This is a genomic window from Enterobacter cloacae complex sp. P47BA, from assembly GCF_014930485.1.
GTDB classification, from domain to species: domain Bacteria; phylum Pseudomonadota; class Gammaproteobacteria; order Enterobacterales; family Enterobacteriaceae; genus Enterobacter; species Enterobacter bugandensis.
Window position 1 is genome coordinate 683,786 of sequence record NZ_JADBRF010000001.1, and the last position, 25,393, is coordinate 709,178.

Consider the following 25,393-nt stretch of genomic DNA (forward strand, 5'->3'; position numbering starts at 1 on the left):
TTTCATCTTTCACGCGCTAGCCTCCTGGAGTCAGGTGCTAAAGTAAAAGAAGAAGCGGAAAATAGCAGCATTCATGCTTGCGTTACCTTGTTGGGTAAAAACCGGTAAGACCTTATTGAAAAGCCTGCACGGATAAATGTCAATCTTCTGATGGTGTTAAATGAAAAGAGGGAGCCAGGCCCCCTCTCTCAACTGGCTTATGCCAGTGCTGCTTTCGCTTTTTCGACCAGAGCGGTGAACGCTACTTTGTCGAATACTGCGATGTCAGCCAGGATCTTACGGTCGATTTCAACAGAGGCTTTTTTCAGGCCGTTGATGAATTTGCTGTAAGAAATACCGTTCTGACGTGCTGCTGCGTTGATACGCGCAATCCACAGTTGACGGAACTGACGCTTACGCTGACGACGGTCACGGTAAGCGTACTGACCTGCTTTGATAACAGCCTGGAAGGCAACGCGGTATACGCGTGAACGCGCACCGTAGTAGCCTTTAGCTTGTTTCAAAATTTTCTTGTGACGTGCACGTGCAATTACACCACGTTTTACGCGAGCCATATGTGCTCTCCTGTATCTATATTCTTAGTAAAAAATTAAACGTTAACGGCTTATGCGTACGGCAGGCACGCGATAACCAGACCCAGATCGCCTTTAGAAACAAGGCCTTTTGGACGCAGGTGACGTTTACGCTTAGTAGATTTTTTGGTCAGAATATGACGCAGGTTTGCGTGCTTACGCTTAAATCCACCACCACCGGTTTTTTTGAAGCGCTTAGCAGCACCGCGTACGGTCTTAATTTTTGGCATCTTAATAACTTCCACTTCGCATTGTTAAATAAACGAAACATAGGCGAACAAAACCTATGAAACCCGAAGGCTCCACAGATTTTGCTGCTTGAAGGCCTTACTGTTTCTTCTTAGGAGCGAGCACCATGATCATCTGGCGGCCTTCGATCTTCGTAGGGAAGGATTCGACTACTGCCAGTTCACTCAGATCTTCACGGACGCGGTTAAGCACTTCCATACCAATCTGTTGGTGGGCCATCTCACGACCGCGGAAACGCAGCGTGATCTTGGCCTTATCGCCATCTTCCAGAAAGCGAATCAGGCTGCGGAGTTTTACCTGATAATCGCCATCGTCGGTACCAGGACGGAATTTGATTTCCTTAACCTGGATAACTTTTTGCTTCTTCTTCTGTTCCTTAGAAGACTTACTCTTTTCATAAAGGAACTTGCCGTAGTCCATGATACGACAAACTGGCGGTTCGGCGTTAGGGCTGATTTCAACTAAATCTACTCCAGCTTCTTCAGCCTTTTCGATCGCTTCTCTCAGACTCACAATCCCCAGCTGCTCGCCTTCCAGACCTGTTAAGCGAACTTCCTGGGCGCGAATCTCGCCATTGATACGATTCGGACGTGCCGTTTGAACTCGTTTTCCGCCTTTAATACCTTATTCCTCCAGTTGTTGAAGACTGCGGCTGCGAATCTCTTGTTGCAGCTTCTCAATCACTTCACTTACGTCCAGGCTGCCCAGGTCTTTACCACGGCGGGTGCGAACGGCAACTTTGCCTGCTTCCACCTCTTTATCACCACAGACCAACATATACGGGACACGACGTAAAGTGTGCTCGCGGATTTTAAAGCCAATCTTCTCATTTCTCAAGTCTGCTTTTACGCGAATGCCCGCATTTTGTAGTTTCTGCGTCAATTCTTTAACGTAATCTGCCTGAGAATCGGTAATGTTCATCACCACGACCTGCACTGGCGCAAGCCAGGTTGGGAAGAAGCCCGCGAACTCTTCGGTCAGGATGCCGATGAAGCGCTCCAGAGAACCGAGAATAGCACGGTGAATCATGACCGGTACCTGACGCTCGTTGTCTTCGCCAACATAAGAGGCGCTTAAACGCTGCGGCAGGGAGAAGTCCAGCTGTACAGTACCGCACTGCCATGCGCGATCGAGGCAGTCATACAGGGTAAATTCAATTTTCGGACCGTAGAATGCGCCCTCGCCCAGCTGGTATTCGAACGGAATACCGTTCTCTTCCAGCGCTACGGCGAGATCCGCTTCTGCGCGATCCCAGGTCTCATCGCTACCGATACGTTTTTCCGGACGCGTTGAGAGTTTGACCACGATCTTCTCGAAGCCAAAGGTGCTGTACATATCGTAGACCATACGAATACAGGCGTTAACTTCATCACGAACCTGATCTTCAGTACAGAAGATATGCGCATCATCCTGCGTAAAGCCACGCACGCGCATCAGACCGTGCAGCGCACCCGATGGCTCGTTGCGATGGCAGCTACCGAACTCCGCCATACGCAGCGGCAGGTCGCGGTAGGATTTCAGACCCTGGTTGAAGATCTGAACGTGACCCGGGCAGTTCATTGGCTTGATGCAGTATTCACGGTTCTCGGACGAGGTGGTGAACATCGCATCTTTGTAGTTGTCCCAGTGGCCGGTTTTTTCCCACAGCACACGGTCCATCATGAACGGGCCTTTCACTTCCTGATACTGGTACTCTTTCAGCTTGGAACGTACGAACGTTTCCAGTTCACGGAAGATAGTCCAGCCATCGTTATGCCAGAACACCATACCCGGCGCTTCTTCCTGCATGTGGTACAGGTCAAGCTGCTTACCGATTTTACGGTGGTCACGCTTCGCGGCCTCTTCCAGGCGCTGCAGGTACGCGTTCAGGGCTTTCTTATCCGCCCACGCGGTACCATAGATACGCTGCAACATCTTGTTGTTGCTGTCGCCACGCCAGTAGGCGCCGGCGATCTTCATCAGTTTGAAATGATGACAGAAGCGCATGTTCGGCACGTGCGGTCCACGGCACATGTCGACGTATTCTTCGTGATGGTACAAGCCAGGCTTGTCATCATGAGCAATGTTTTCATCGAGAATAGAGACTTTATAGCTCTCGCCACGCTTGACGAAGGTTTCACGCGCTTCGTGCCAGCTGACTTTCTTCTTGATGACGTCATAGTTGGTCTCGGCGAGCTCGTGCATACGTTTTTCGAGCGCGTCGATATCTTCCTGGGTCAGGGTGTGGTCAAGATCAACGTCGTAGTAGAAACCGTTGTCGATAACCGGACCGATCGCCATTTTGGTGTTTGGCCACAGCTGCTTGATAGCATGACCCAACAGGTGTGCGCAGGAGTGACGAATGATCTCCAGACCTTCTGCGTCTTTCGCGGTGATGATTGCAAGCGTCGCATCGTTTTCAATCAGATCGGACGCATCAACCAGCTCACCGTTCACACGGCCGGCGATGGTCGCTTTCGCGAGGCCAGGACCGATGTCCAGGGCGACATCCATAGGGCTAACAGCGTGGTCGAAATGGCGTTGGCTGCCATCAGGAAGAGTAATTACAGGCATTTTATATCCTTATTTGCAGTGATGCCCCACACATAAGAGCATATACAAAGAAAATAATCGTGATTTGACAATAGATTACGACACCATCTGACCAACAATCGTCAAATTGGTTCGTCATCATGCACCTGCCGAATTCAGATTAATGCGGATTTACGGCAAGCGACGTAATGTTAACACTATCAGCAAGGAGATTGCACCCTCTGCAGCCAGAATGATGGGCTGGCACGTAGCGTAAATTTGCAGATTGCATCTCTCCGGCGCTCGCATTTCAGACATGCTGGGCTACTCTTGAACATGCCTTTTATATCAACAGGTGCATACCATGAATGTATCCAGTAGAACGGTTGTGATTTTGAACATCCTTTCCGCAACAGGTCTAGTGTTGATCCTCGCCGAACGATTCCACTGGTTCTGAGCCGACCCCTTGTTGGCATAACTCGATCGCTCCCGGGAAGGCGCATCTTTTGGCCCCGTTTGATAGACTATGCGTATCAACGAACAAGGATTAGGTTATGCCAACAAAACGATTTGCCGTAAAACACTGGAAAATGGTGCTGGTGCTGGTTGCCATCTGCGGTGCAATGCTGTTATTTCGGTGGGCGGCAATGATTTGGGGCTAAGTACAAATAAAAATAAATGCCGTTGCGCGTGATGAGAATTTATTGGCGCGGGTTAACCATAATAATGAAAACGGGCCGACACTTTCATCGGCCCGCTATGATTACATTTTATAGCCCAGCGAAATCGTGGTTCTGCGATCGGTATGATCCGGTGCCGTTTCTGGCGGTGAAGAGTTCCAGGTCACGTTGTAGGCCAATTTCAAACCGAAGTGTTCATTGATAGCCACGTTCAAAGCGCTTTCGGAATTCAGCGTCGTATCCTCGGCACCAAACACAGAAACACCCTGCGTAAATTTGGTGTTGTCGGTCATCTGCCAGGCATACGTGCCGGAAGCATAGCCCAGCGGCTGGGTTTCATTTTCGCCATTGGTGTACTCGTCATAGCGGACACCAGGACCGAATTCGAAACGGAGGCTGTGTACCGGACCATTCAGGAACTGACGACCATAACCGGCGGTGAACACATCGCGCTGGCGATAGCCGTTAAAGCGGTCGGTTAACCAACTTGCCTGACCAAAGATGTAGTCATAGTCGGTCATGTTGTAACGGCTACGTCCACCGACCGCGTATTTCTCGGATGAGCGTTCATCGTTAGCGGACGTATTGCTGGCATTCCCCCACAGCGACCATGCAGTGGTATTGCCGTACCAGGTCAGGGTGCTGTCCGCCGTCAGAGAAGAGCTTTTCGTATTACCCGATTGCGCGAGATACCCGGCGTTCAGGTTACCTTCAAACGGTTTTTTGGCAGTGGAGGGATCGTCCATGACAGTAAAAACGGTGTCATCGGCGGCTGCATTCAGTGATGCAAAAACGCCACCCGCCAGCATCAGTGCTGCGGGTACTGTCTTCAAAAGCTTCATTTTATTTAAGGAGTCCGTACAACAAAAAAAGAGACCACCACGGTCTCGGAAACTTTCTTGAGGATCAATGACAAGGCGTCCAGAGAAAGGTAACAAATTATAAAAAGGCGCAAATAACATAGCAATATTTTCTTATTTCATTTTTTGAATAAGAACGATCTCAAAACGCGTTTTATTTTATATATCCCTCATCGCATTTATGTCAGCATTCATTTTTAAAATCATACTGTTATTTACATTGCCTTCCTGTCGATCGGTGCCAGGCTTAAAAGAACCCATGCTAAAAGGAGGTTATGATGGCTTCTATTTATACGCTGACGCTCTCCCCTTCCCTCGACTCCGCGACCATAACGCCGCAGATTTACCCGGAAGGTAAACTACGCTGTAGTGCACCCGTATTTGAGCCGGGCGGCGGCGGGATTAACGTTGCGCGCGCGATTACCCACCTCGGCGGTAAAGCGACTGCCATATTTCCGGCCGGTGGTGCCACGGGGGAGCATCTTGTTGCCTTGCTGGCCGATGAACAGGTTGCCGTGGATACCGTAGACGCCAAAGACTGGACCCGGCAGAACCTGCATGTCCACGTTGAGTCCAGCGGGGAACAGTATCGTTTCGTTATGCCAGGCGCCAGGCTGAGCGATGATGAGTTTCGTCAGCTGGAAGAGAAGGTGCTAACCATTGAAAGCGGCTCGCTGCTGGTCATCAGCGGTAGCCTGCCGCCAGGCGTCAAAACAGAGAAGCTGACAGCACTGGTTGATGCCGTACTTCAGCGCGGCATTCGCTGCATTGTCGACAGTTCAGGCGAAGCCCTGCAGGCGGCATTAGAACCCGGACAGCTTGAGCTCGTTAAGCCTAACCAGAAAGAGCTGAGTGCGCTTGTTAATCGCGAACTTAGCCAGCCGGATGACGTGCGTACTGCCGCAGAAGAACTGGTTCGCAGCGGCAAAGCGCACCGCGTTGTCGTCTCTCTCGGTCCTCAGGGTGCGCTGGCCGTCGACAAGACGGGCTTTGTGCAGGTTGTTCCGCCCCCAATGAAGAGCCAGAGCACCGTCGGCGCAGGCGACAGTATGGTCGGCGCGATGGCGCTGAAGCTGGCGCAGGGCGCATCACTTCTGGAGATGACGCGCTATGGCGTCGCGGCGGGGAGTGCCGCCACCATCAATCAGGGAACGCGCCTGTGTTCGCTTGCCGATACGCAGAAAATCGTCGATTACCTGTCACGAAGCTAACCGATATATCCCCCTCCTGGCGGAGGGGGATATCTGTGGAAGTCGCCAAATATGGCGTATCGACTATGCTAAAAAAACTTTCAGGATAACAACGAGGTGAATTATGAGCAGTGGTGATATCACCCGCTACGTCGTGACCATCAGCCTTCATGAAGCATCGCTGACCGAGCTTAACGAGCTCAACAATGCCTTTACACGGGCGAATTTCCTGCTCACGCTAACGGATGACGAAGGTCATATTCATGATTTAGGCACCCTGGCGTTTGGCCTGATCGCAGCCCTGAGTGAAGAAGAGGTGCATGCGCTGGCCGCCAGCCTGGTGGAAAGCGTGACCGACAAGCCTGCCGACATCACCGTGGAGACGTGGGAACGCTGGCAGAAAAAAGAACAATAAGTGCCCTGCATGAAATTAATCCGCTCAGGTGTGCGTTAGTTCGTATTTTTTTACCGCAGTTATGCGCTAACTTTATGATCTGGCAGACAACATGGGAGAGTCAACATGTGGCAGGCAATCAGTCATCTTTTACATGAGCAATTGGGTGAAGGTGAAATTGAACTGCGTAACGAGCTGCCGGGCGGGGAAATTCACGCCGCGTGGCATTTACGCTACGCAGGACGCGATTTGTTCGTTAAATGCGACGAGCGAGAGCTGCTCCCGATTTTTACCGCTGAAGCCGATCAGCTTGAACTGTTGTCCCGTAGTAAAACGGTGACGGTACCAGAGGTGCTGGCCGTGGGCAGTGACCGGGACTACAGCTTTCTGGTGATGGACTATCTCCCTGCCCGCCCGTTGGACGCCCATAATGCCTTTATTCTCGGGCAACAGTTAGCGCGCCTGCACCAGTGGAGCGACCAGCCCCAGTTTGGTCTCGACTTCGACAACGACCTTTCCACCACGCCGCAGCCCAATGCCTGGCAGCGCCGCTGGTCGACGTTCTTTGCCGAGCAGCGCATCGGATGGCAGCTTGAACTGGCCGCAGAGAAAGGGCTGGAATTTGGCAACATTGATGCCATCGTCGAGCACGTGCAACAGCGCCTGGCCTCCCACCAGCCTCAGGCGTCTTTGCTGCACGGTGATTTATGGTCCGATAACTGCGCGCTGGGCCCCAACGGCCCGTATATCTTCGACCCGGCCTGCTACTGGGGCGACAGAGAGTGCGATTTGGCCATGTTGCCCCTGCATCCCGAACAACCGCCGCAAATATACGATGGCTATCAGTCTGTCTCCCCCCTGCCGCCGGACTTCCTTGAGCGCCAGCCCGTGTATCAGCTCTATACGCTGATGAACCGAGCCATTCTTTTTGGCGGGCAACATCTGGTCAACGCCCAGCGCGCGCTTGAACGCGTGCTTGCGGCTTAAAGACAAAACGGGTGGCCTTGCCGCCACCCTAATTCGTTACAGAAAACCGAGCAGTGAGAAGAAGAAATATCCCGCCACGATGATGATAACCGGCAGGATATAGAGCGGGAAAATTTGCAGGAAAATGGTGTGACGAGGCACCACAATGCGGGATTCAATCTGCTCCCGGCTCATTCCTTCAGAACCTTTCGCCTTCTCAAGGATAAGCTGATCTTCCACCCCTTCGCGTAAAAAACGGGTCTGGCGACTCATTCGTGCGCCCGATGCCTGCAGCGCCATCGCAATAAAAATCAGCGCATAGATAATCCAGAACCCAACATTCAACTGCTGGTGAAAGTCCGGCGTTGGCGAGTTGAACCAGAAGACGTTCAGGAACGGGGTGTTAAACCGCACCATCTCAATCATGACATGCGCAAAATCAAGCATTACCGCATTAATGCCCGGCTGTTTTTCGCTGTGATCGTACATAAACTTCAGCACGGATATCAGCGTAGAAATGACGGCGGGAATAAAAATCACCCAGCCTGCAATACGTTTTAAGACAGCAATGCGTCCAGCTTGTTGATACGTCATCAGTTCCTCTTCATAAAGACGCGTGATTTGAGCCTAAGTCTACCTGCTGGACATCAATTTCGCCCGCTCTTTAAAAGCAATATGCTAAATTGCAGACTGTGCTTAGCACTTATCGTCTGTCGAACACCTGGATAAGGAGACGTTGTGATGTCGACACCGCGCCAGATACTTGCCGCTATTTTTGACATGGATGGATTACTGATTGATTCCGAGCCGTTGTGGGATCGCGCCGAGCTGGACGTGATGGCCAGCCTGGGCGTTGATATCAGTCGCCGTAATGAACTTCCCGACACGCTGGGCCTGCGTATTGATATGGTCGTTGACCTGTGGTACGCCCAACAGCCGTGGGTTGGGCCCGATCGCGACGAAGTCACCTCGCGTATTATCAGCCGCGCCATCGCGCTGGTGGAGGAGAACAAGCCGCTCTTGCCGGGCGTACATGAGGCTGTCGCGCTGTGCAAATCTCAGGGGCTGAAGGTTGGCCTGGCTTCCGCTTCACCGCTGCATATGCTGGAAAAAGTGCTGATCATGTTTGAGCTGCGCGACAGTTTTGACGCCCTGGCGTCTGCGGAAAAACTGCCCTACAGCAAGCCGCATCCGCAGGTCTATATGGACTGCGCCGCGAAGCTGGGTCTTGATCCGCTTACCTGCGTCGCGCTGGAAGATTCAGTAAACGGCATGGTGGCCTCCAAAGCCGCGCGTATGCGCTCCATTGTGGTTCCCGATGAAGAAAATCGCCACGATCCGCGGTATGCTCTTGCCGACGTTAAGCTGAATTCGCTGGCTGAACTGACGATACAACACCTGCGCGGCGAATAGCACCCCTCCTACAGGCAGCGTCATGCTGCCTGATAAAAACAAAACACAGTTTCATTTTGTTTGCTTTTCTCATCCCTGCCTCCTATCTTTAACGTCAACACGACGATAACCAGCTTCTGAGGCGCGTATGATACTGGACACCTTTACTCTTTCAGGCAAAGTAGCCCTCATCACCGGGTGCGATACCGGGCTGGGGCAAGGCATGGCTATTGCGCTGGCGCAGGCAGGTTGCGATATCGTTGGGGTAAATCGCAAAGCTCCAGAGAAAACGGCCAGCGCCGTCACCGCCCTGGGAAGACGTTTTGTGGCTATTCGGGCCGATCTGAGCCAGCAGGAAAATCTTCAGTACGTCGTGGACACCGCCGTGGCGGAGATGGGACGAATTGATATTCTGGTGAACAATGCCGGGACGATTCGCCGGGAGGAGGCCCTGACGTTTAGCGAAAAAGACTGGGATGACGTTATGAACCTGAATCTCAAGTCGCTCTTTTTCCTCTCTCAGGCGGTCGCTAAGCGATTTATCACCCAGGGCCAGGGCGGCAAAATTATCAATATCGCCTCTATGCTCTCCTTTCAGGGCGGCATTCGCGTGCCGTCGTATACCGCCTCGAAAAGCGGCGTGCTGGGGATCACGCGTCTGCTGGCAAATGAGTGGGCGCTACATGGCATCAACGTGAATGCCATCGCGCCGGGCTACATGGCGACGAACAACACGCAGCAGCTGCGCGATAACGAACAGCGTAACGCGGAGATCCTTGACCGCATCCCGGCGGGTCGATGGGGAGTACCGGATGACCTTCAGGGGCCGGTCGTCTTTTTAGCCTCCCCCGCATCAGATTACGTGAATGGTCACACCTTAGCCGTCGACGGCGGCTGGCTGGCGCGCTGAGGCGCGTTTGTGACAAACAGTTACACCGTCACCTCTTTCGCCCACTGTATAAAAACCCTATACTGTATAAATTGACAGTTTCGTGGGTTTTATCATGACGGCGGAAGGCCACCTGCTTTTTTCAATTGCGTGCGCAGTATTTGCCAAAAACGCAGAACTTACTCCCGTGCTTGCACAGGGAGACTGGTGGCATATTGTCCCTTCCGCCGTTTTAACCTGTCTGCTGCCCGATATTGACCACCCAAAATCCTTCCTCGGACAGCGCCTGAAGTGGGTGTCGAAGCCCATCGCCCGCGCGTTCGGCCACCGCGGGTTTACCCACAGCCTCCTGGCCGTTTTTGGCCTGCTCACGCTTTTCTATTTAAAAGTCCCTGAAAGCTGGATAGTGCCGGGCGATGCCATTCAGGGCATGGTGTTGGGTTATTTAAGCCATATCCTCGCCGATATGCTGACGCCCGCGGGCGTGCCGCTGCTATGGCCCTGCCGCTGGCGTTTCCGTTTTCCGATTCTTGCGCCGCAGAAAGGGAATCAGCTTGAACGCGTGCTGTGCATGGCGCTGTTCGCCTACGCCGTCTGGATGCCGCAAACTTTGCCCGAAAACAGTGCAGTGCGCTGGTCTTCCCAGATGATCAATTCGCTGCAATTTCAGTTCAATCGTTTTATTCATCACCAGATTGAACAGTAAACCAACAAAATCATTCCATTTGTCATAAACCATTCCATTTGGATATAAGCGCCACATCACACTTCTGCTAACCTTCCGCCAACAGGATCGGGAAAAACCGATCCCACATAATAAATCAGGAGAACGGGGATGAATTTTCCACTCATCGCGAACATAGTCGTGTTCGTCGTATTACTATTGCTTCTCGCGCAGGCGCGCCACAAACAGTGGAGCCTGGCGAAAAAAGTACTGGTCGGTCTGGTCATGGGTGTGGCGTTTGGTCTGGCCTTACACGCCGTCTACGGCTCCGATAGTCCGGTACTGAAAGAGTCCATTCAGTGGTTCAACATTGTCGGTAACGGCTACGTCCAGCTGCTGCAGATGATCGTTATGCCGCTGGTGTTTGCCTCTATTCTGAGCGCCGTAGCCCGTCTGCACAACGCAACTCAGCTGGGTAAAATCAGCTTTCTGACCATTGGTACGCTGCTCTTTACCACGCTGATTGCCGCGCTGGTGGGGGTGCTGGTTACCAACCTGTTTGGCCTGACGGCCGAAGGTCTGGTTCAGGGTACCGCTGAAACGGCGCGTCTGACCGCAATTCAAACCAACTACGTGGGTAAAGTGGCTGATCTGACGGTTCCGCAGATGGTCCTCTCCTTCATTCCGAAGAACCCGTTTGCTGACCTGACCGGTGCAAGCCCAACTTCTATCATCAGCGTGGTGATCTTTGCGGCATTCCTGGGCGTGGCTGCGCTTAAGCTGCTGAAAGACGACGCGCCGAAAGGCGAACGCGTGCTTACGGCGATTGATACCCTGCAAAGCTGGGTGATGAAGCTGGTCCGTCTGGTCATGCAGCTGACGCCATACGGCGTTCTGGCACTGATGACCAAAGTGGTAGCCGGCTCTAACCTGCAGGACATCATTAAGCTGGGCAGCTTCGTTGTCGCCTCTTATCTGGGCCTGGGCATTATGTTCGTGGTGCACGGTATCCTGCTGGGCGTGAACGGCGTCAGCCCGCTGAAATACTTCCGCAAAGTATGGCCGGTACTGACCTTTGCCTTCACCAGCCGTTCCAGCGCAGCGTCTATTCCGCTGAACGTTGAAGCACAGACCCGTCGTCTGGGCGTACCGGAATCTATCGCCAGCTTCTCTGCCTCCTTTGGTGCTACCATCGGTCAGAACGGCTGTGCGGGGCTCTACCCGGCGATGCTGGCGGTGATGGTTGCCCCAACCGTGGGTATCAACCCGCTGGATCCGGTCTGGATCGCCACGCTGGTCGGGATTGTTACCATCAGTTCCGCCGGCGTTGCAGGTGTCGGCGGCGGTGCAACCTTCGCCGCGCTGATTGTGCTGCCCGCGCTGGGCCTGCCCGTCACGCTGGTCGCCCTGCTGATCTCCGTTGAACCGCTGATCGACATGGGCCGTACCGCGCTGAACGTGAGCGGCTCCATGACTGCCGGTACGCTGACCAGCCAGTGGCTGAAGCAGACCGACAAAGCCATTCTGGAAAGTGAAGACGACGCCGAGCTGGCGCACCGTTAATCTCGATAGAAATAAAAAAACCGCCTGAGGGCGGTTTTTTTATAGCTGTTATTCTTCAACCTCTTCATCCTGGCGGATTTGCGTCGCCCATCGCTGGGCTGACTCCGGCACGGAAAACGCCGGCGACCGGCGGAAATGTTCCCCTATCAGGACAAAAGCCACATATTTACCGCGAAGCAGCCAGACATCACGAAAACCATCCACTTTCAGGGCATGGTCAGGCGGCGCGGGCTCAACGCGGGGCACATAGCTAATAACCTGGCGGTTTTGTTGACGAAGAGGTTTCATAAGCGACGGATTCACTAAAGCAAATTCTTGATGCAGGAAAATTCTATGATAGCCGATCCTGCCGCCTTACGTCGCGCTCCGAGTGGGTGAGATGGCTCCTTTCGTTAATAACGTCATGTGAAAACTCTTAGTTAGCGAGCTATCTCACGACATTGTTCTATCCTTAATAGGGTTTTTAGCAATGGATAAAGGAGAAGCGTGCAATGTCGAACAAAGATAAATCACATCAATCACCGATTCATGGCACTGAAGAATCTCAACCGGGTATGGACTCTCTCGCCCCTGCTGACGGCTCTCACCGCCCCTCGCCGGGCCCATCAGCCCCTGGCGAACAACCAACCGCGCCGGGAAGCATGAAATCGCCGGACACCGGAAACGAGAAGCTGAAATCACTTGAGCCACACCGTAAAGGCGGCGAAGGTTTTGCACTCACCACCAATCAGGGCGTGCGCATTGCTGACGATCAAAACTCCCTTCGCGCAGGCGCGCGCGGACCGACCCTGCTGGAAGATTTCATCCTGCGGGAAAAAATTACCCATTTTGACCACGAGCGAATTCCGGAACGCATCGTTCACGCGCGCGGTTCTGCGGCGCACGGCTACTTCCAGCCCTATAAAAGCCTGAAAGCGATCACCAAAGCGGATTTCCTCTCCGACCCGGATAAAATCACGCCGGTCTTTGTGCGTTTCTCCACCGTGCAGGGTGGCGCAGGTTCGGCAGATACGGTGCGTGATATCCGCGGCTTTGCCACCAAGTTTTATACCGAAGAGGGTATTTTCGATCTGGTGGGCAATAACACCCCGGTGTTTTTCATTCAGGATGCGCATAAATTTCCTGACTTTGTCCATGCGGTAAAACCGGAGCCCCACTGGGCCATACCCCAGGGACAAAGTGCGCACGATACATTCTGGGACTATGTCTCCCTGCAGCCTGAAACCTTACACAACGTGATGTGGGCGATGTCCGACCGTGGGATCCCGCGCAGCTATCGCACGATGGAAGGGTTCGGTATTCATACCTTCCGCATGATCAACGCGGAAGGAAAAGCCACGTTTGTGCGCTTCCACTGGAAGCCGGTAGCGGGCAAAGCCTCGCTGGTATGGGACGAGGCGCAGAAGCTCACCGGGCGCGATCCGGACTTCCATCGCCGCGAACTGTGGGAATCCATTGAAGCGGGTGACTTCCCGGAATATGAACTGGGCTTACAGCTGATCCCGGAAGAAGACGAGTTTAAGTTCGATTTCGACCTGCTTGACCCGACAAAACTCATCCCTGAGGAGCTGGTGCCCGTTCAGCTGGTGGGGAAAATGGTGCTTAACCGCAACCCGGATAATTTCTTTGCCGAAAACGAGCAGGCCGCGTTCCACCCGGGCCACATCGTCCCCGGACTGGATTTCACCAACGATCCGCTCTTACAGGGACGTCTGTTCTCGTATACCGATACGCAGATTAGCCGTCTTGGCGGGCCGAACTTCCACGAGATCCCGATTAACCGCCCAACCTGCCCGTACCATAACTTCCAGCGCGACGGGATGCACCGTCAGGATATTGATACCAACCCGGCAAACTATGAGCCGAACTCCATCAACGACAACTGGCCGCGAGAAACCCCGCCGGGGCCGAAACGCGGCGGATTCGAATCGTACCAGGAGCGTATCGACGGCAACAAAATCCGCGAGCGCAGCCCCTCGTTCGGTGAGTATTACGCCCACCCTCGCCTGTTCTGGAACAGCCAGACGCCGATTGAGCAACAGCACATCATCGGCGGCTTTAGCTTCGAACTGAGCAAAGTGGTGCGCACCTACATCCGCGAGCGCGTGGTCGATCAGCTGGCGCACATTGATATTCAGCTTGCCCAGAGCGTGGCGGATAACCTTGGTATCACACTAACGGACGAACAGCGCAACCTTGCGCCACCGAAAGAGGTTAACGGCGTGAAGAAAGATCCATCGCTGAGCCTGTATGCGGTGCCGGGTGGTTCAATTAAGGGCCGCGTGGTCGCCATCCTGCTGAACGACAAAACCCGCGCCAGCGACGTGCTGGGGATTATGCAGGCGCTAAAAACGCAGGGCGTACACGCCAAACTGCTCTATTCCCGCATGGGTGAAGTGACCGCCGATGACGGCTCCGTGCTGCCGGTCGCGGCGACCTTTGCCGGCGCGCCGTCGCTGACCGTCGATGCGGTGATTGTGCCGTGCGGGGATATTGCCAGCCTGCTGACCAACGGCGACGCCGTCTATTATCTGCTGGAAGCCTATAAGCACCTGAAGCCGATCGCGCTGTCCGGCGACGCGCGTCAGTTTAAGGCGCAACTGAAGGTTGCCGAGCAGGGTGAGGACGGCATTGTCGAGGGCGATAGCGTTGACGATGCGTTTATGACGAAGCTGTTTGATTTGCTCGCCGCGCACCGCGTCTGGTCGCGCAGCAGTAAGATCGATCAGATTCCGGCGTAAAAACCATTCCCGGTTGTGCGGCCTGATGCCCTCACCCCGCCCCTCTCCCACGGGAGAGGGAGAAAACAATAAAAACGGTAACCCAGGTTACCGTTTTGCTTTTACCTCGCCACCCGGCACTTCTTACAGCTCCCCAAACGTCCCCAACCGATACCCACGCTCGGCAATGGCGTATTTCAGCGACGGCGACGTCAGAACATCCAGCTCCGCCAGGCGTGGCCAGCAGTAGGCGCTCTTACGCACGGTGTTATCGACAAAGGCAGGATGCGCCATGACCTCCAGCGACCGTTCCCCCCGCGCGGCGGAATCATCCAGCACCTTCATGAACAGCGCTTCGTCGATCTCGTCGCCGTAAAAGGCACTGCTGAACCCCTCTGTTGTTGTCACGGCACAGTCCGGCACGCCCTGCACCTCACGATCCACGCGCATCGCCACGCCTTTGCGTTGGGCAAACGCCGCAACAATCGGGAAAATCGCCGGGATCATGTGTACATGATGGTGGCTGTCGATATGCGTCGGCGCCTTGCCAAAAAGATCAACAAAGCGGTTGTACTGGCAGTCCAGCTCACGGGCAATCTCTTCGAGCGGCAGAGCGTCCTGCTCCGCCAGATCCCAAATCCATTTGCCCAGCAGACCGTCATGCGTCAGGCCTGGCATGGGTGAAAGCGGCATCCCGAGCGTCAGCACAAAATGCATGCCGACACCCAGCTCTGGCACCTCGCGGCTCAGCTGCGCCGCGTGTTCAACCGCTTCACCGTTCACCAGTGCCGTTGTAGAGGTCACTACCCCCCGGCGACAGGCTTCAATAATGCCGTAGTTCTGGCCTTTCGAAAGGCCAAAGTCATCAGCATTAACGATCAGCAGGTTTTCCATTGTGCGTCCTCTCAGTGTTGTTTGAACTTCAGCTTCTCAATCGTGGCGGCAAAGTTCGGCAACCATTTTTCATGCGCCAGGATCATCTCGCTGGCCAGCTGCTCCGCATCGCGGTCGGAATGCACCAGCGGGCTGAGGTTCAGCGCCAGAAGCACGTCATTGAGTTCACCGCTCAGCGCCGCGTTGCTCGCCGCCACTTCAAAGCCTTTGATGGTGTGAATCAGGCCCATCACTTTGTCGTCGAAGTGGGTGATACGTGGATGCGGTTTAGCCCCCTCGCGCCCGAGAATGCAGGTCATCTCGATGGCCCAGTCCGCCGGGATATTGTCGATATGGCCGTGATGCGGCACGTTAACATAGTGCTCCGCCTGCTTGTCGTTGTAGATGGCGTTGATCACCTCACACGCTGCATCGGAGTAATAGGCCCCACCGCGCTGCTCAAGCGCTTTCGGTTTGACGTTCAGGTTCGGATCTTTATATAAATCAAACAGCTGCTTCTCAACTTTCTGAACGATTTGCGCACGCGCGCCGCCCTTATAGTACTCGCCCATTTCGATAGCCAGCATCTCTTTCTGCTTGAAGTAGTAAAGCAGGTACGAGCACGGCAGCAGATTCAGCGAGCGGATCAGCCCTTCGCTGAACGGCAGGTCAAAGATGTTCTTCACGGAGGCCGCGGTCAGGCGACCGGAAGCCACGCCGTCGAGCAGTTCGGCAAAGCGCGATTTTCCGTTCACGATGACGTCTTTAATGAACACCATGTGGTTCAGGCCGAACAGATCGATTGAGAGATCGTCACTGTCGGTCAGCTCCAGCACGTCGCGGATAAACATCTTCATGCCGATCGGGATATTACAGACGCCGATAAAGCGTTTGAAATTGGTATGACGATATACCGCCTCGGTCACCATTCCGGCCGGGTTAGTGAAGTTAATCACCCACGCGTTCGGGCAGATCTCTTGCACATCTTTGACGATGTCGAAAATCACCGGAATGGTACGCAGGCCTTTGAACAGGCCGCCCGCGCCGTTGGTCTCCTGCCCCAGGTAGCCGTGGCTCAGCGGAATACGCTCGTCCAGCTCGCGCGCTTTTAGCTGGCCGACGCGCAGCTGAGTGGTAACGAAATCCGCATCTTTCAGCGCCAGGCGACGATCGAGGGATTTATGCACGGTCATCGGCACGCCCGCTTTCTCAACCATGCGCTTGCACAGGTCGAAAATAATATCCAGCTTCTCCTGACCTTCCTCAACGTCCACCAGCCATAATTCGCTGACCGGTAATTCATGATAACGTTTCAGAAAACCTTCGAGTAATTCTGGGGTATAGCTGCTGCCGCCACCAATGGTTACGACTTTTAATTTCTTTTGCATAATATCTCCCTTAGCGTATCAGGTTAATCGCCTGCAAGGTATAGCGTACTCTTCCCGCTATTTGGGCAAGCCATTAAAGCAATATTTATGGCGGGTAATCCGCCGAAAGTTAATTAATTACCGTTAAATTCTTCCGGTAGCTGTTCGGTGTGAATGAGGTCAACTTCTTAAAAGTTTTAATAAACAGGCTGGGACTGCTATATCCTGACTCATAGGCAATATCGGTGACAGAATAGTTGGTAATCTCCAGCTGTTTTTTGGCAAAATTAATGCGAATTTCATTAATTATTTGCACCGGCGTTTTACGATAATAACGCTGCGTCGCGCGGGTCAGATATTCCTGGGATTTCCCCGAGAGGGATACCATATTTTCCAGCGCATTTTCGCTGAACTGGCCTTTATCGTGCATCAGTTCCACGGTGCTGCGCAGCCACTGTGGAACATCATCCGTCACCTGCTGCTCTTCACGGTGATGCCGCAACCGGTTCATCACGTAGAAGGTCACCGTTTCAATAAATTCATCAAACTCATTGTCGCGGAAGTTAAGCGAGGCGATGACCGTTTCAATCCAGGTCATGAACTCGTTTTTCACACGATATACCTGGGACGCCACAAAGCAGAACGGCACCAGCGGCAGATAGTGCTTCTCAAAGAAGCGTCTGCTGACGCCCACGTTCAGAATGCGGGTCGCGCCAAATTCGTAAAAGCTCTGGTGATAGGAACCCATCGGCAGGAAGACAAAATCCCCTCGCTCCAGCAGGACGCGCTTACCGTTGATCTCCTGGTAGTAGCGGCCGGTCAGAACAATCGTGAACTCATAGTAGTCATGCTGGTGCAGACCGCTGGCGCTCTCCGTCTTGTTGTAGATAACCACGTGAAAATTTTTGCCATTAAACAGTTGCTGTTCAAATGCGGTTTTGATTTCCATCGTGCTGACCTCCTGCTGCTCAATCCGACCTAGTGCATTTTCTCGTGAAGCTCAATCAACTCCGCCACCAGCTCACGCGCCAGCATGGACGTCATCAGGTGATCCTGAGCGTGTACCAGCACCAGGCTGACCTTCATCTTCCCTTCGCCCTGGTCGCTTTCAATCAGCTTTGTCTGCACCAGGTGCGCTTCGTTCAGGGCCGTGCGGGACTGCTCCATCATGGTTTTCGCGGCGGCGAAATCGCCCTGCTTGGCCTGCTTCAGTGCGGCATACGCCAGGCTGCGCGCCTGCCCGGAGTTGATGATGAGGCCCATCACCACTTCTTCGAGATCGTTCTCTGCGGCTTCGTCTGCGACGATACTATCCAAATCTAACATGTTTTAGCTCCTTGTGGCTGGCGCGGGCTTCCCCGCGCCGGTCAATCTTAGAATTTCAGTGAGAGGGCAATTTCCTCTTCGCTCTCTTCTTCATCAATGATGGTGGCAGCTTTGTTCGCAATCGCCACGAACGGCATGTACAGCAGGGTGGCAATCCCGAGGTTGAATATCGCCAGCAGGAAGGCCGCGACGCTACCGTTGGTGTTAAAGAAGGCGCCCAGACCTGCCGGCATGGTCCACGGAGCAATGTTGGTGATCGGTGGAATAATACCCATGTAGTAGGCCGTCAGGGTGATCGCTGCCAGCAGCGGCTGCACCAGGATGAACGGGATAAACATTACCGGGTTCATGATAATTGGCAGACCGAACAGAATCGGCTCGTTAATCTGGAAGATGCCTGATGGCAGGGCCAGTTTCGCCACCTGACGATAGTCAGCGCGACGAGAGACAATAAAGACCGCGATGATCAGACCCAGGGTCGCCCCGGTACCACCCAGGAAGATATAGGAGTCAAGCATCGGCTTCGCCCACACATGGAAGGTTTTACCTGCCGCCAGCGCCGCGTCAACGGAGCCGTACTGCTGGTAAAGCGCAACGTTTTCCAGTGCCCATGGGGTCATAATTCCGCTGTCCAGCGCGGCCAGTGCCAGTGAACCATGCACGCCGAAGAACCACAGCAGAGAGGTGAAAATCACATACGCCCAACCGACCACGCCACCCATCGACGCCAGCGGCGTAGAGATAGAGTCCATGATGATCTGGTGGAAGTTCGTGCCCCAGTGAGAGAGCGCCCAGGCGATAATCCCCATGATGGAGAGGATAATGAAGCCTGGGATCAACGCGGAAAATGAACGAGAAACGGAGGCTGGCACGCTATCCGGCAGGCGGATAACCCAGTTGCGACGGATAATAAAGGTGAACATTTCTGCCACCACCAGGCCGATAACAATACCGGAGATGATGTTGGCTCCGCCCAGCCAGTTTGCGCCAACGGCGTAGGCTTCACCCACGCTGTAAGGCGTGACGGTCATAAACGCGGCAACGGATAATAATCCGGCGGCCAGCGGATCCACTTTCCGCTCTTCAGCCAGCGCCATCCCAATAAAGAAAGGCGCCATCAGCGACATAATACCCAACGTACCGTTATATACGTTGCCGCCAATGGCTTTAAAACCATTAAGGGTTTCAATAGTGGAAGCGTCTAACCGAATTCCTAATGAATAAAAGAAGGAACCTTCACCAAAGCTCAGAAAAACGTTGTTAATTAAAACGAACATGGCCCCGGCCAGCGTCAACGGCATTAATTTAATAAAACCGTTTTTGATGGCATTAACGTGAGGCTGCTTTCCTATTTTAACAGCAAAAGGAAGGAGTACCTTTTCAAGTGAAGCGATGACTTTACTCATAGGAAAATACCCTTAAATGCCGTAACGCATGTTACGGCGTAATTGTGTGTGAAATAACTCTTTGACGGGAAAAATAAAAATTAATTAGCAGCTTTTTTAATGGCTGCCACAGCAGCTTTAAGTACACCTAAACCATCGATCTTGCCGTACAGCCCCGAGTCAATCACTTCGACCGGTTTATTCGGTAGCAGTCGTTGAATTTCGGGCAACATATAGGCAATTTGCGGCCCCAGTAACACAACATCGGCTTTCTGGCCTTTTTCGCCCGCCAGCGTTTCCGGAAACGCTTCAATCACCACAGGAACTTCATACTTTTCAGCCTGCGCGCGCATCTTTGACACCAGAAGCGAGGTTGACATGCCCGCTGAGCAGAACAGGTAGATATGTTTCTTTTCCATCATAATTTCCCTCTTGTATGACTACCTGCCGTCGCGCTATCACTCGACTCGCTGTCCCGGCAGACAGGTAGCTTGCGTACTGTTGTTTATCGTTGAAGTGAGTATACGCAATGGTACAGAGGGGAGATAATTCTGGATAGGCCTAAATTGTCTCTCATTGACCTGGCTTGTTGACTACCTTCACATTTCAGGCAAATAATTCGCGCAAAGAAATAAGATTAACGTATGAATAAAAAAACCGGCCCAGAGGCCGGTTTGTTAACATCTTCAGGCAAGCAGGGTTACTGCGCCTTAGGTGCCTGCGGATCGGTGTCGTATTCAGCACAGGTCTGATAGCCGGAGTTAATCACATGTCCGGTATCATCCAGCGCGACGAAGTAGGTTTCTGCCTTACCATCACGTTGACCCAGGATATAAGTCTGACACGTACCGCGCGCGTGAATCATGGTCACTTCAGAAGAAGGCTTGCCGGCGATCGCAGCCACCTGCGAACGTGTCATCCCTTTTTTAACGTCTTTAACCACGGGCTGGGTAAACTGATCCTTGGTGCGATCGTAAGCCGTACACCCTGCCAGCATCGTCAGTACCGCCGCTGCGCTAAGAATTCCTGCTACGTTCTTGTTCATATTCCGTCCTCTTGTTTATCAGCGTGTTATCTAAGCATGGGATAAAAAGTACTATTGTTCAACTTTGTGATTTACGCCAGACGAATTTCGGAAAATTCTAATAAAACAACGATAAGCTGCTAAATCGCCGCAAATTAACGCACTCGAAACTGTGATCCTTGTCGTTTTCCGCCCAAAGGGTTAGTTTTAACAGTTAACACATTCTGTTTATGTTCTGCATACGGAGGGCATGATGGCTCTGCAACAAGAGATTATTCAGGCGCTGGGCGCTAAGCCTGCGATAGATGCACAGGAAGAGATCCGCCGCAGCGTGGATTTTTTAAAGTCGTACTTAAAAAAGAACGCTTTCCTGAAATCCCTGGTGCTGGGCATCAGCGGCGGGCAGGACTCTACCCTGACGGGTAAACTCTGCCAGATGGCGATTTCAGAGCTTCGTGAAGAGACGGGCGACGAAGCGCTGCAGTTTATCGCCGTGCGTCTGCCTTACGGGGTTCAGGCGGACGAACAGGACTGCCAGGACGCCATCGCGTTCATCCAGCCCGATCGCGTGCTTACCGTCAATATCAAAGCCTCGGTGCTGGCAAGCGAGCAGGCGCTGCGCGAAGCGGGCATTGAATTGAGTGATTTTGTGCGCGGCAACGAGAAAGCGCGCGAGCGCATGAAAGCGCAGTACAGCATCGCCGGGATGACCAAAGGCGTTGTGGTAGGCACCGACCATGCGGCAGAAGCGATCACCGGTTTCTTCACCAAATACGGCGATGGCGGCACCGACATCAACCCGATTTTCCGTCTCAACAAGCGTCAGGGCAAGCAGCTGCTCGCCGCGCTGGGCTGCCCTGAGCACCTGTACAAGAAAGCGCCAACAGCGGATCTGGAAGACGATCGCCCTTCCCTGCCGGATGAAGCGGCCCTTGGCGTCACCTATGACAACATTGATGATTATCTGGAAGGCAAAACGCTGGATGAAGGTACCGCGAAAATTATCGAGGGCTGGTACCTGAAAACCGAGCACAAGCGCCACACGCCAATAACGGTGTTTGACGATTTCTGGAAATAAACGCAAAACGGTAACCCAGGTTACCGTTTTTTGTGTTTGCGCCCTCTCCCGTGGGAGAGGGTTGGGGTGAGGGCATCAGGCCGCACGTCATGGCCGGGTGAGGCGTAGCCGCCACCCGGCTCTTTTTTAACCACAGCACACCTGCTACACTGTATACCTGAACAGTATATGGAGCAGTATGTGAGCAGGCGTCAATCAGCCCCGCGTCTTGAGTTTGAAGCGGCGGCTATCTATGAATATCCCGAACATCTTCGCCCCTGGCTTGAGGCGCTGCCCAAACAGCCGGGCGTGTACATCTTTCACGGTGAAAGCGAGACCCTGCCGCTCTACATCGGCAAAAGCGTTAACATTCGCAGCCGGGTGTTATCCCACCTGCGCACCCCGGACGAGGCCGCCATGCTGCGCCAGTCGCGACGCATTACCTGGTTCCAGACGGCGGGAGAAATGGGCGCGCTGTTGCTGGAAGCCCGGCTGATAAAGGAGCAGCAGCCGCTCTTCAATAAGCGCCTGCGCCGCAACCGCCAGCTCTGCTCCCTGCAGATCGCCGACGGCAAGCCGCAGGTCGTCTACGCCCGCGAGGTCGATTTCTCCCACGCCCCGAATCTCTTCGGGCTGTTCGCAAACAAGCGTGCCGCCCTACAGTCTCTGCAGGCGCTCGCGGACGAGCTGCAGCTTTGCTATAGCCTTTTAGGGCTAGAGGGCACCACGCGGGGCCGCGCCTGTTTCCGCTCCGCTCTGAAGCGCTGCGCAGGCGCCTGCTGCGGAAAAGAGAGCGTTGAGGCGCATCACGCCCGGCTCCTCGCGGGCCTGGCCGGGATCAGCGTCAACTGTTGGCCGTGGGACGGCGCCGTTGCGCTAAAAGAAGTGGGTGAAACCATGACGCAGTATCACATCGTCAATAACTGGCTCTGGCTGGGGGCTGTCGATGATTTAAGCGACGCGGCAACCCTGCTGCGCACCCCCGCGGGATTCGACCACGACGGCTACAAAATCCTCTGCAAGCCCGTATTAGCGGGCAAGTTCGAGATCATCGCGCTCAGTGACCCGGCAGCCAGTTAATTTCACTGAACAGCAGGGTGCCCTGAGACTCCAGCAGACGCAGAGTATGGGTCCCCTCCTGCCAGCTGGCGCCCTGATCGGCCGTGAGCAATTTATCACCCAATTGCCACGCCCCGCTTAATACGAACACCACGCCCCCGCGCGAGCCAAAGGTGGTAAAAGTACGATCGGCAACCCGCACCTTCGCCTGACAGCAGTCGCGCCGGGTCATGATGTTGAAATCCATCGCCATCCTGCCATCGGAAAGCAGCGCCTTCACCGGCAAATCGCCGGCAAAACTGTAAGGCTGATGCTGTTTAAGGGTATGGCAGAACGCCTGACCGGCATCCAGCATCACCTCCCCGCCTTCCAGCAGGGTAATGACCCGGTCGACACCGGGAAACGAGGAGAATTCGCCGTTGCTGGCGATGGTCGCGATACTGGCACGCCAGAAAAAATCGCGCGTCGCGGGAGGGATACAGCAAATTTCTCGCGTTTCGCCAGCACCATTGCGCCAGAGGCTGACCGGCATCTTACGAATATCAAAGAACTCCATCACCACTCCTGAATGGCACAACCCGTGCCAGGGCAAGGATATCGCTACCCCTGCAGTCTTGTTTGTTATCGTTAGGTATTCACAGACACAGTATCGGCAGCAGAGCGGGCAGGCCTTAGCGGAACGTTAATAAAAATGCTAACGCCATGACTCTACAGACATTCTCTGAAGCGACTACAGGAGAATACCGCGCTGGCGGCGGCAGGCAAGAGGGCAGAATAGAAAAACCGCCGGTCCTGTCCACAGCGATTTCGCTTTTGTGGACAGGATCCCGGCGGTCTTAAGAGAGTGAACCGATTATTCGGTTGGTGCTGGCATTTTACCTTCCATCGCCGGACGTTCTGTCAGACGCTTCTCAAAATTGGCATTAAACTGTTTTTTCTGTTCCGGGGTCAGAATGTTGTAGATCTTGTTCTGGGTTTCCATGTGGGCCAGCATGCGGGCTTTGTGCTGCTCGGCCATTTTGTCGATCTGCGCTTCGGCTTTCGCCTTATCGAAGCTGTCACTGGCAATAATGTCATGCATTGCGCGGCGCTCTTCCAGCGGAGGACGCTTCATCTGGTCACGCTGGCTTTTCATGATGTCGCGGATCTGCTGCTTCTGCGCGTCCGTCAGGTTCAAATCTTTGAACATCATCATCTCGTGGTGCATACCCGGCTTGCCTTTATGATGCATCATCATTTTGCCTTCAGCTGGCGCGGCGGTGGTGGTTGCGGTATCTGCGGCGAACGCCATGCTGGTAGCGCCCAGAGCCAGGGTAGAAGCAACAAACAGTGCAGTAAACTTACGCATAATTTATTTCCTTTCTTTCAGTTATTCTTCGGCGCTATGCCGTGTTGACGAGATTAACTTTACGGGGTTTATCGTCAATTAATCAGAGCAACGGTAAAACAATGAAAGTGTAAAAAACATTTTTTCGCCAAATGTGGAGGAAATAAGGATAAAGCGTGGAGAGTTGCAACAAGAAATATTCAATATGATGATTTTAAAGTTATTTAGCAGAAGTATAACGAAGTGACGGTGAATAATAAAGCAATTCGCCAGGAATATTCCGTAAAAGAAATCAGAGCGCTTTAATCGCTAAGAAAACATTTTTACTTTCCCTCCCGGATGGTGAGAGGGAAAAGGTTCAGGTGAGTTTTTCCAGCATCAGACCGGCCCGCAGGCCAAACGCTACGGAGGGGTTGGGGAACAGCACATATTCGGTGGTTTTCTGCACCTCGTAACGCTCTTCGCCATCTTCCGCCAGCAGAGCCCCTTTGCGAAACGGCGTGAAGTTCAGAGTGTGCGCGGCCATGTGAAGCTGGAAAGCCTCGCTGCGGCGGGTGATCTGCTGAACGACCCGGTACCGCTCAACGGGCTGATGTGCGTGCTCGGTAGCCGTCCCACCGAGCAGCGCCCGAAGCGCGAGCTCCGTAGGCGCAAAGCGCGTGAGATCGTTCTGTCCGAACGGTAGCGCTTTTCCCAGCTCCAGCGTACAGGACAGCGCGCCAAACCGTTCGCAAGTGAAGTGAGTAAAGGTCCCGCCCGGCGACTGATGAAACACCAGCGCCTCCAGCCCGGCATCCCCCAGCCAGCTCAGAAACGCTTCATCCCACGGCTGATTGCGCTGCGGCAGAACACCGAATCTGACATGGTAAGAGGCGCGGATCGCCGTATGCAGATCCAGATGCCAGCGCGCCGGTCCCGCCGCGGCAAAAAACGTCGTCACGACGTTCTCCAGCCACTGCGCGCGCGCCGTTTCGTCACTCTGCGGAAACTGCGACCAGCGACCGCCGAACATGCGGTTAATGTCGCTAACCAGGTACCGTTTGTTTTGCGCCAGCGCAGGCGGATTGCCAAGCACCACCAGCACGCGGCACGCAAGGGCGAGCTCGCCGCGATACAGCGCGCGCAGCAGCCCATCGACGATCTCAACGGGTGCGGTTTCATTCCCGTGGATCCCCGAGGAAAGCAGCAGCGATAACGCACTGCTGGCCTTCGGCGTCAGCTCAAGCACCCCGCGCCCCAGCCACCGCCAGCGGAATGAGGGGCCCTCCCCCTCACTCTGGTCCGGCGATTCATCGGCCAGGGTCAGCGCCAGTAAATTTTCCATA

30 protein-coding genes and 1 other annotated feature (1 of these 31 only partly in view) are annotated in these 25,393 nt (G+C 53.9%); of the genes, 12 read left to right on the forward strand and 18 right to left on the reverse strand.

Going from position 1 to position 25,393, the window contains the following annotated elements; genetic code table 11:
• Positions 1 to 80: a sequence feature (Phe leader region), on the reverse strand; it reaches 45 nt to the left of the window's first position.
• The 5 genes from pheM to thrS form a co-directional block, all read right to left on the reverse strand.
• Positions 31 to 75 (reverse strand): pheST operon leader peptide PheM, encoded by a 45-nt coding sequence (gene pheM / locus IM299_RS03225; protein ID WP_001386830.1) that lies wholly within the window; start codon positions 73 to 75, stop codon positions 31 to 33. It overlaps the preceding feature by 45 nt.
• 117 nt (positions 81 to 197) lie before the next feature.
• Positions 198 to 554: a 50S ribosomal protein L20 gene (gene rplT / locus IM299_RS03230; protein ID WP_000124850.1), complete on the reverse strand. Its 357-nt coding sequence runs from the start codon at positions 552 to 554 to the stop codon at positions 198 to 200.
• Positions 555 to 604: 50 nt separating this feature from the next.
• Positions 605 to 802: a 50S ribosomal protein L35 gene (gene rpmI / locus IM299_RS03235; protein WP_003030583.1), complete on the reverse strand. Its 198-nt coding sequence runs from the start codon at positions 800 to 802 to the stop codon at positions 605 to 607.
• Between the two features lie 97 nt (positions 803 to 899).
• Positions 900 to 1,442 carry a translation initiation factor IF-3 gene (gene infC, locus IM299_RS03240; protein WP_059287945.1) on the reverse strand — a complete coding sequence of 181 codons (543 nt, stop codon included), beginning with the start codon at positions 1,440 to 1,442 and terminating at the stop codon, positions 900 to 902.
• Positions 1,443 to 1,445: 3 nt separating this feature from the next.
• A complete protein-coding gene (gene thrS / locus IM299_RS03245; protein ID WP_193357042.1) occupies positions 1,446 to 3,374 on the reverse strand; it encodes a threonine--tRNA ligase in 1,929 nt (642 codons plus the stop codon).
• 322 nt (positions 3,375 to 3,696) lie between these two features.
• On the opposite strand from thrS, the gene yncL reads away from it, so the two are divergent.
• Positions 3,697 to 3,789: a stress response membrane protein YncL gene (gene yncL, locus IM299_RS03250; protein WP_071787459.1), complete on the forward strand. Its 93-nt coding sequence runs from the start codon at positions 3,697 to 3,699 to the stop codon at positions 3,787 to 3,789.
• Between the two features lie 97 nt (positions 3,790 to 3,886).
• Positions 3,887 to 3,994 (forward strand): small membrane protein YniD, encoded by a 108-nt coding sequence (gene yniD / locus IM299_RS03255; protein ID WP_088205299.1) that lies wholly within the window; start codon positions 3,887 to 3,889, stop codon positions 3,992 to 3,994.
• Between the two features lie 101 nt (positions 3,995 to 4,095).
• On the opposite strand, the gene IM299_RS03260 is transcribed toward yniD, so the two are convergent.
• Complete coding sequence (locus IM299_RS03260) at positions 4,096 to 4,854, reverse strand: YdiY family protein (RefSeq protein WP_028012813.1); 759 nt, start codon at positions 4,852 to 4,854, stop codon at positions 4,096 to 4,098.
• Positions 4,855 to 5,150: 296 nt separating this feature from the next.
• On the opposite strand from IM299_RS03260, the gene pfkB reads away from it, so the two are divergent.
• The 3 genes from pfkB to IM299_RS03275 all read left to right on the forward strand — a co-directional run bounded on the left by pfkB (position 5,151) and on the right by IM299_RS03275 (position 7,443).
• On the forward strand, positions 5,151 to 6,083 hold the full coding sequence (gene pfkB, locus IM299_RS03265; protein WP_041910452.1) for a 6-phosphofructokinase II: 933 nt from the start codon (positions 5,151 to 5,153) through the stop codon (positions 6,081 to 6,083).
• Between the two features lie 103 nt (positions 6,084 to 6,186).
• Entirely contained in the window at positions 6,187 to 6,477 is a 291-nt protein-coding gene (gene ghoS, locus IM299_RS03270; RefSeq protein ID WP_028012811.1) for a type V toxin-antitoxin system endoribonuclease antitoxin GhoS, read from the forward strand.
• A 105-nt stretch (positions 6,478 to 6,582) separates the two neighbouring features.
• Positions 6,583 to 7,443, forward strand: a complete 861-nt coding sequence (locus tag IM299_RS03275) for a fructosamine kinase family protein (RefSeq protein ID WP_041910453.1) — start codon at positions 6,583 to 6,585, stop codon at positions 7,441 to 7,443.
• 36 nt (positions 7,444 to 7,479) lie between these two features.
• Here IM299_RS03275 and IM299_RS03280 read toward each other — a convergent pair whose 3' ends face one another.
• Positions 7,480 to 8,016, reverse strand: coding sequence for a YniB family protein (locus IM299_RS03280; RefSeq protein WP_041910454.1), 537 nt, complete (start codon positions 8,014 to 8,016; stop codon positions 7,480 to 7,482).
• 147 nt (positions 8,017 to 8,163) lie between these two features.
• Between IM299_RS03280 and hxpB the strand changes: the two genes are divergently transcribed.
• The 4 genes from hxpB (at position 8,164) to tcyP (ending at position 11,930) form a co-directional block, all read left to right on the forward strand.
• Entirely contained in the window at positions 8,164 to 8,835 is a 672-nt protein-coding gene (gene hxpB / locus IM299_RS03285) for a hexitol phosphatase HxpB (protein ID WP_193357043.1), read from the forward strand.
• A gap of 127 nt (positions 8,836 to 8,962) precedes the next feature.
• Positions 8,963 to 9,724, forward strand: a complete 762-nt coding sequence (gene kduD, locus IM299_RS03290; RefSeq protein ID WP_041910455.1) for a 2-dehydro-3-deoxy-D-gluconate 5-dehydrogenase KduD — start codon at positions 8,963 to 8,965, stop codon at positions 9,722 to 9,724.
• 94 nt (positions 9,725 to 9,818) lie between these two features.
• Positions 9,819 to 10,409: a metal-dependent hydrolase gene (locus IM299_RS03295; protein WP_032644865.1), complete on the forward strand. Its 591-nt coding sequence runs from the start codon at positions 9,819 to 9,821 to the stop codon at positions 10,407 to 10,409.
• A 129-nt stretch (positions 10,410 to 10,538) separates the two neighbouring features.
• Positions 10,539 to 11,930: a cystine/sulfocysteine:cation symporter gene (tcyP, locus tag IM299_RS03300; RefSeq protein ID WP_041910456.1), complete on the forward strand. Its 1,392-nt coding sequence runs from the start codon at positions 10,539 to 10,541 to the stop codon at positions 11,928 to 11,930.
• A gap of 48 nt (positions 11,931 to 11,978) precedes the next feature.
• Here the strand turns inward: tcyP and cedA are convergent, their stop codons facing one another.
• Entirely contained in the window at positions 11,979 to 12,233 is a 255-nt protein-coding gene (gene cedA / locus IM299_RS03305; protein ID WP_151413218.1) for a cell division activator CedA, read from the reverse strand.
• A 188-nt stretch (positions 12,234 to 12,421) separates the two neighbouring features.
• Here cedA and katE point away from each other — a divergent pair, with 188 nt between their 5' ends.
• Positions 12,422 to 14,671, forward strand: coding sequence for a catalase HPII (gene katE, locus IM299_RS03310; RefSeq protein ID WP_048956202.1), 2,250 nt, complete (start codon positions 12,422 to 12,424; stop codon positions 14,669 to 14,671).
• 123 nt (positions 14,672 to 14,794) lie between these two features.
• Here the strand turns inward: katE and chbG are convergent, their stop codons facing one another.
• The 7 genes from chbG to osmE all read right to left on the reverse strand — a co-directional run bounded on the left by chbG (position 14,795) and on the right by osmE (position 20,646).
• The gene (gene chbG / locus IM299_RS03315) at positions 14,795 to 15,544 is read right to left on the reverse strand and encodes a chitin disaccharide deacetylase (protein WP_193357044.1); all 750 of its coding nucleotides are present in this window, start codon (positions 15,542 to 15,544) and stop codon (positions 14,795 to 14,797) included.
• Positions 15,545 to 15,555: 11 nt separating this feature from the next.
• Positions 15,556 to 16,911, reverse strand: coding sequence for a 6-phospho-beta-glucosidase (locus tag IM299_RS03320; protein ID WP_163333124.1), 1,356 nt, complete (start codon positions 16,909 to 16,911; stop codon positions 15,556 to 15,558).
• 109 nt (positions 16,912 to 17,020) lie between these two features.
• A complete protein-coding gene (gene chbR, locus IM299_RS03325; RefSeq protein ID WP_028012801.1) occupies positions 17,021 to 17,863 on the reverse strand; it encodes a transcriptional regulator ChbR in 843 nt (280 codons plus the stop codon).
• A 5-nt stretch (positions 17,864 to 17,868) separates the two neighbouring features.
• The gene (gene chbA, locus IM299_RS03330; RefSeq protein ID WP_028012800.1) at positions 17,869 to 18,216 is read right to left on the reverse strand and encodes a PTS N,N'-diacetylchitobiose transporter subunit IIA; all 348 of its coding nucleotides are present in this window, start codon (positions 18,214 to 18,216) and stop codon (positions 17,869 to 17,871) included.
• 47 nt (positions 18,217 to 18,263) lie between these two features.
• Positions 18,264 to 19,622, reverse strand: coding sequence for a PTS N,N'-diacetylchitobiose transporter subunit IIC (gene chbC, locus IM299_RS03335; RefSeq protein ID WP_028012799.1), 1,359 nt, complete (start codon positions 19,620 to 19,622; stop codon positions 18,264 to 18,266).
• 80 nt (positions 19,623 to 19,702) lie between these two features.
• The gene (gene chbB / locus IM299_RS03340; RefSeq protein ID WP_014883474.1) at positions 19,703 to 20,020 is read right to left on the reverse strand and encodes a PTS N,N'-diacetylchitobiose transporter subunit IIB; all 318 of its coding nucleotides are present in this window, start codon (positions 20,018 to 20,020) and stop codon (positions 19,703 to 19,705) included.
• A 281-nt stretch (positions 20,021 to 20,301) separates the two neighbouring features.
• The gene (gene osmE / locus IM299_RS03345) at positions 20,302 to 20,646 is read right to left on the reverse strand and encodes an osmotically-inducible lipoprotein OsmE (RefSeq protein ID WP_003857836.1); all 345 of its coding nucleotides are present in this window, start codon (positions 20,644 to 20,646) and stop codon (positions 20,302 to 20,304) included.
• A 232-nt stretch (positions 20,647 to 20,878) separates the two neighbouring features.
• Between osmE and nadE the strand changes: the two genes are divergently transcribed.
• Together nadE and cho are read left to right on the forward strand one after the other, a co-directional pair.
• On the forward strand, positions 20,879 to 21,703 hold the full coding sequence (nadE, locus tag IM299_RS03350; protein WP_028012798.1) for an ammonia-dependent NAD(+) synthetase: 825 nt from the start codon (positions 20,879 to 20,881) through the stop codon (positions 21,701 to 21,703).
• 180 nt (positions 21,704 to 21,883) lie between these two features.
• Positions 21,884 to 22,762: an excinuclease Cho gene (cho, locus tag IM299_RS03355; protein ID WP_032644984.1), complete on the forward strand. Its 879-nt coding sequence runs from the start codon at positions 21,884 to 21,886 to the stop codon at positions 22,760 to 22,762.
• Here the strand turns inward: cho and ves are convergent.
• The 3 genes from ves to astE form a co-directional block, all read right to left on the reverse strand.
• Positions 22,740 to 23,297: an environmental stress-induced protein Ves gene (gene ves / locus IM299_RS03360; RefSeq protein ID WP_028012796.1), complete on the reverse strand. Its 558-nt coding sequence runs from the start codon at positions 23,295 to 23,297 to the stop codon at positions 22,740 to 22,742. The two genes, cho and ves, sit on opposite strands and share 23 nt — an antisense overlap.
• Positions 23,298 to 23,594: 297 nt before the next feature.
• Positions 23,595 to 24,089, reverse strand: coding sequence for an ATP-independent periplasmic protein-refolding chaperone Spy (spy, locus tag IM299_RS03365; protein WP_028012795.1), 495 nt, complete (start codon positions 24,087 to 24,089; stop codon positions 23,595 to 23,597).
• A gap of 337 nt (positions 24,090 to 24,426) precedes the next feature.
• Positions 24,427 to 25,392, reverse strand: a complete 966-nt coding sequence (gene astE / locus IM299_RS03370; protein ID WP_193357045.1) for a succinylglutamate desuccinylase — start codon at positions 25,390 to 25,392, stop codon at positions 24,427 to 24,429.
• Position 25,393: the final 1 nt, after the last annotated feature.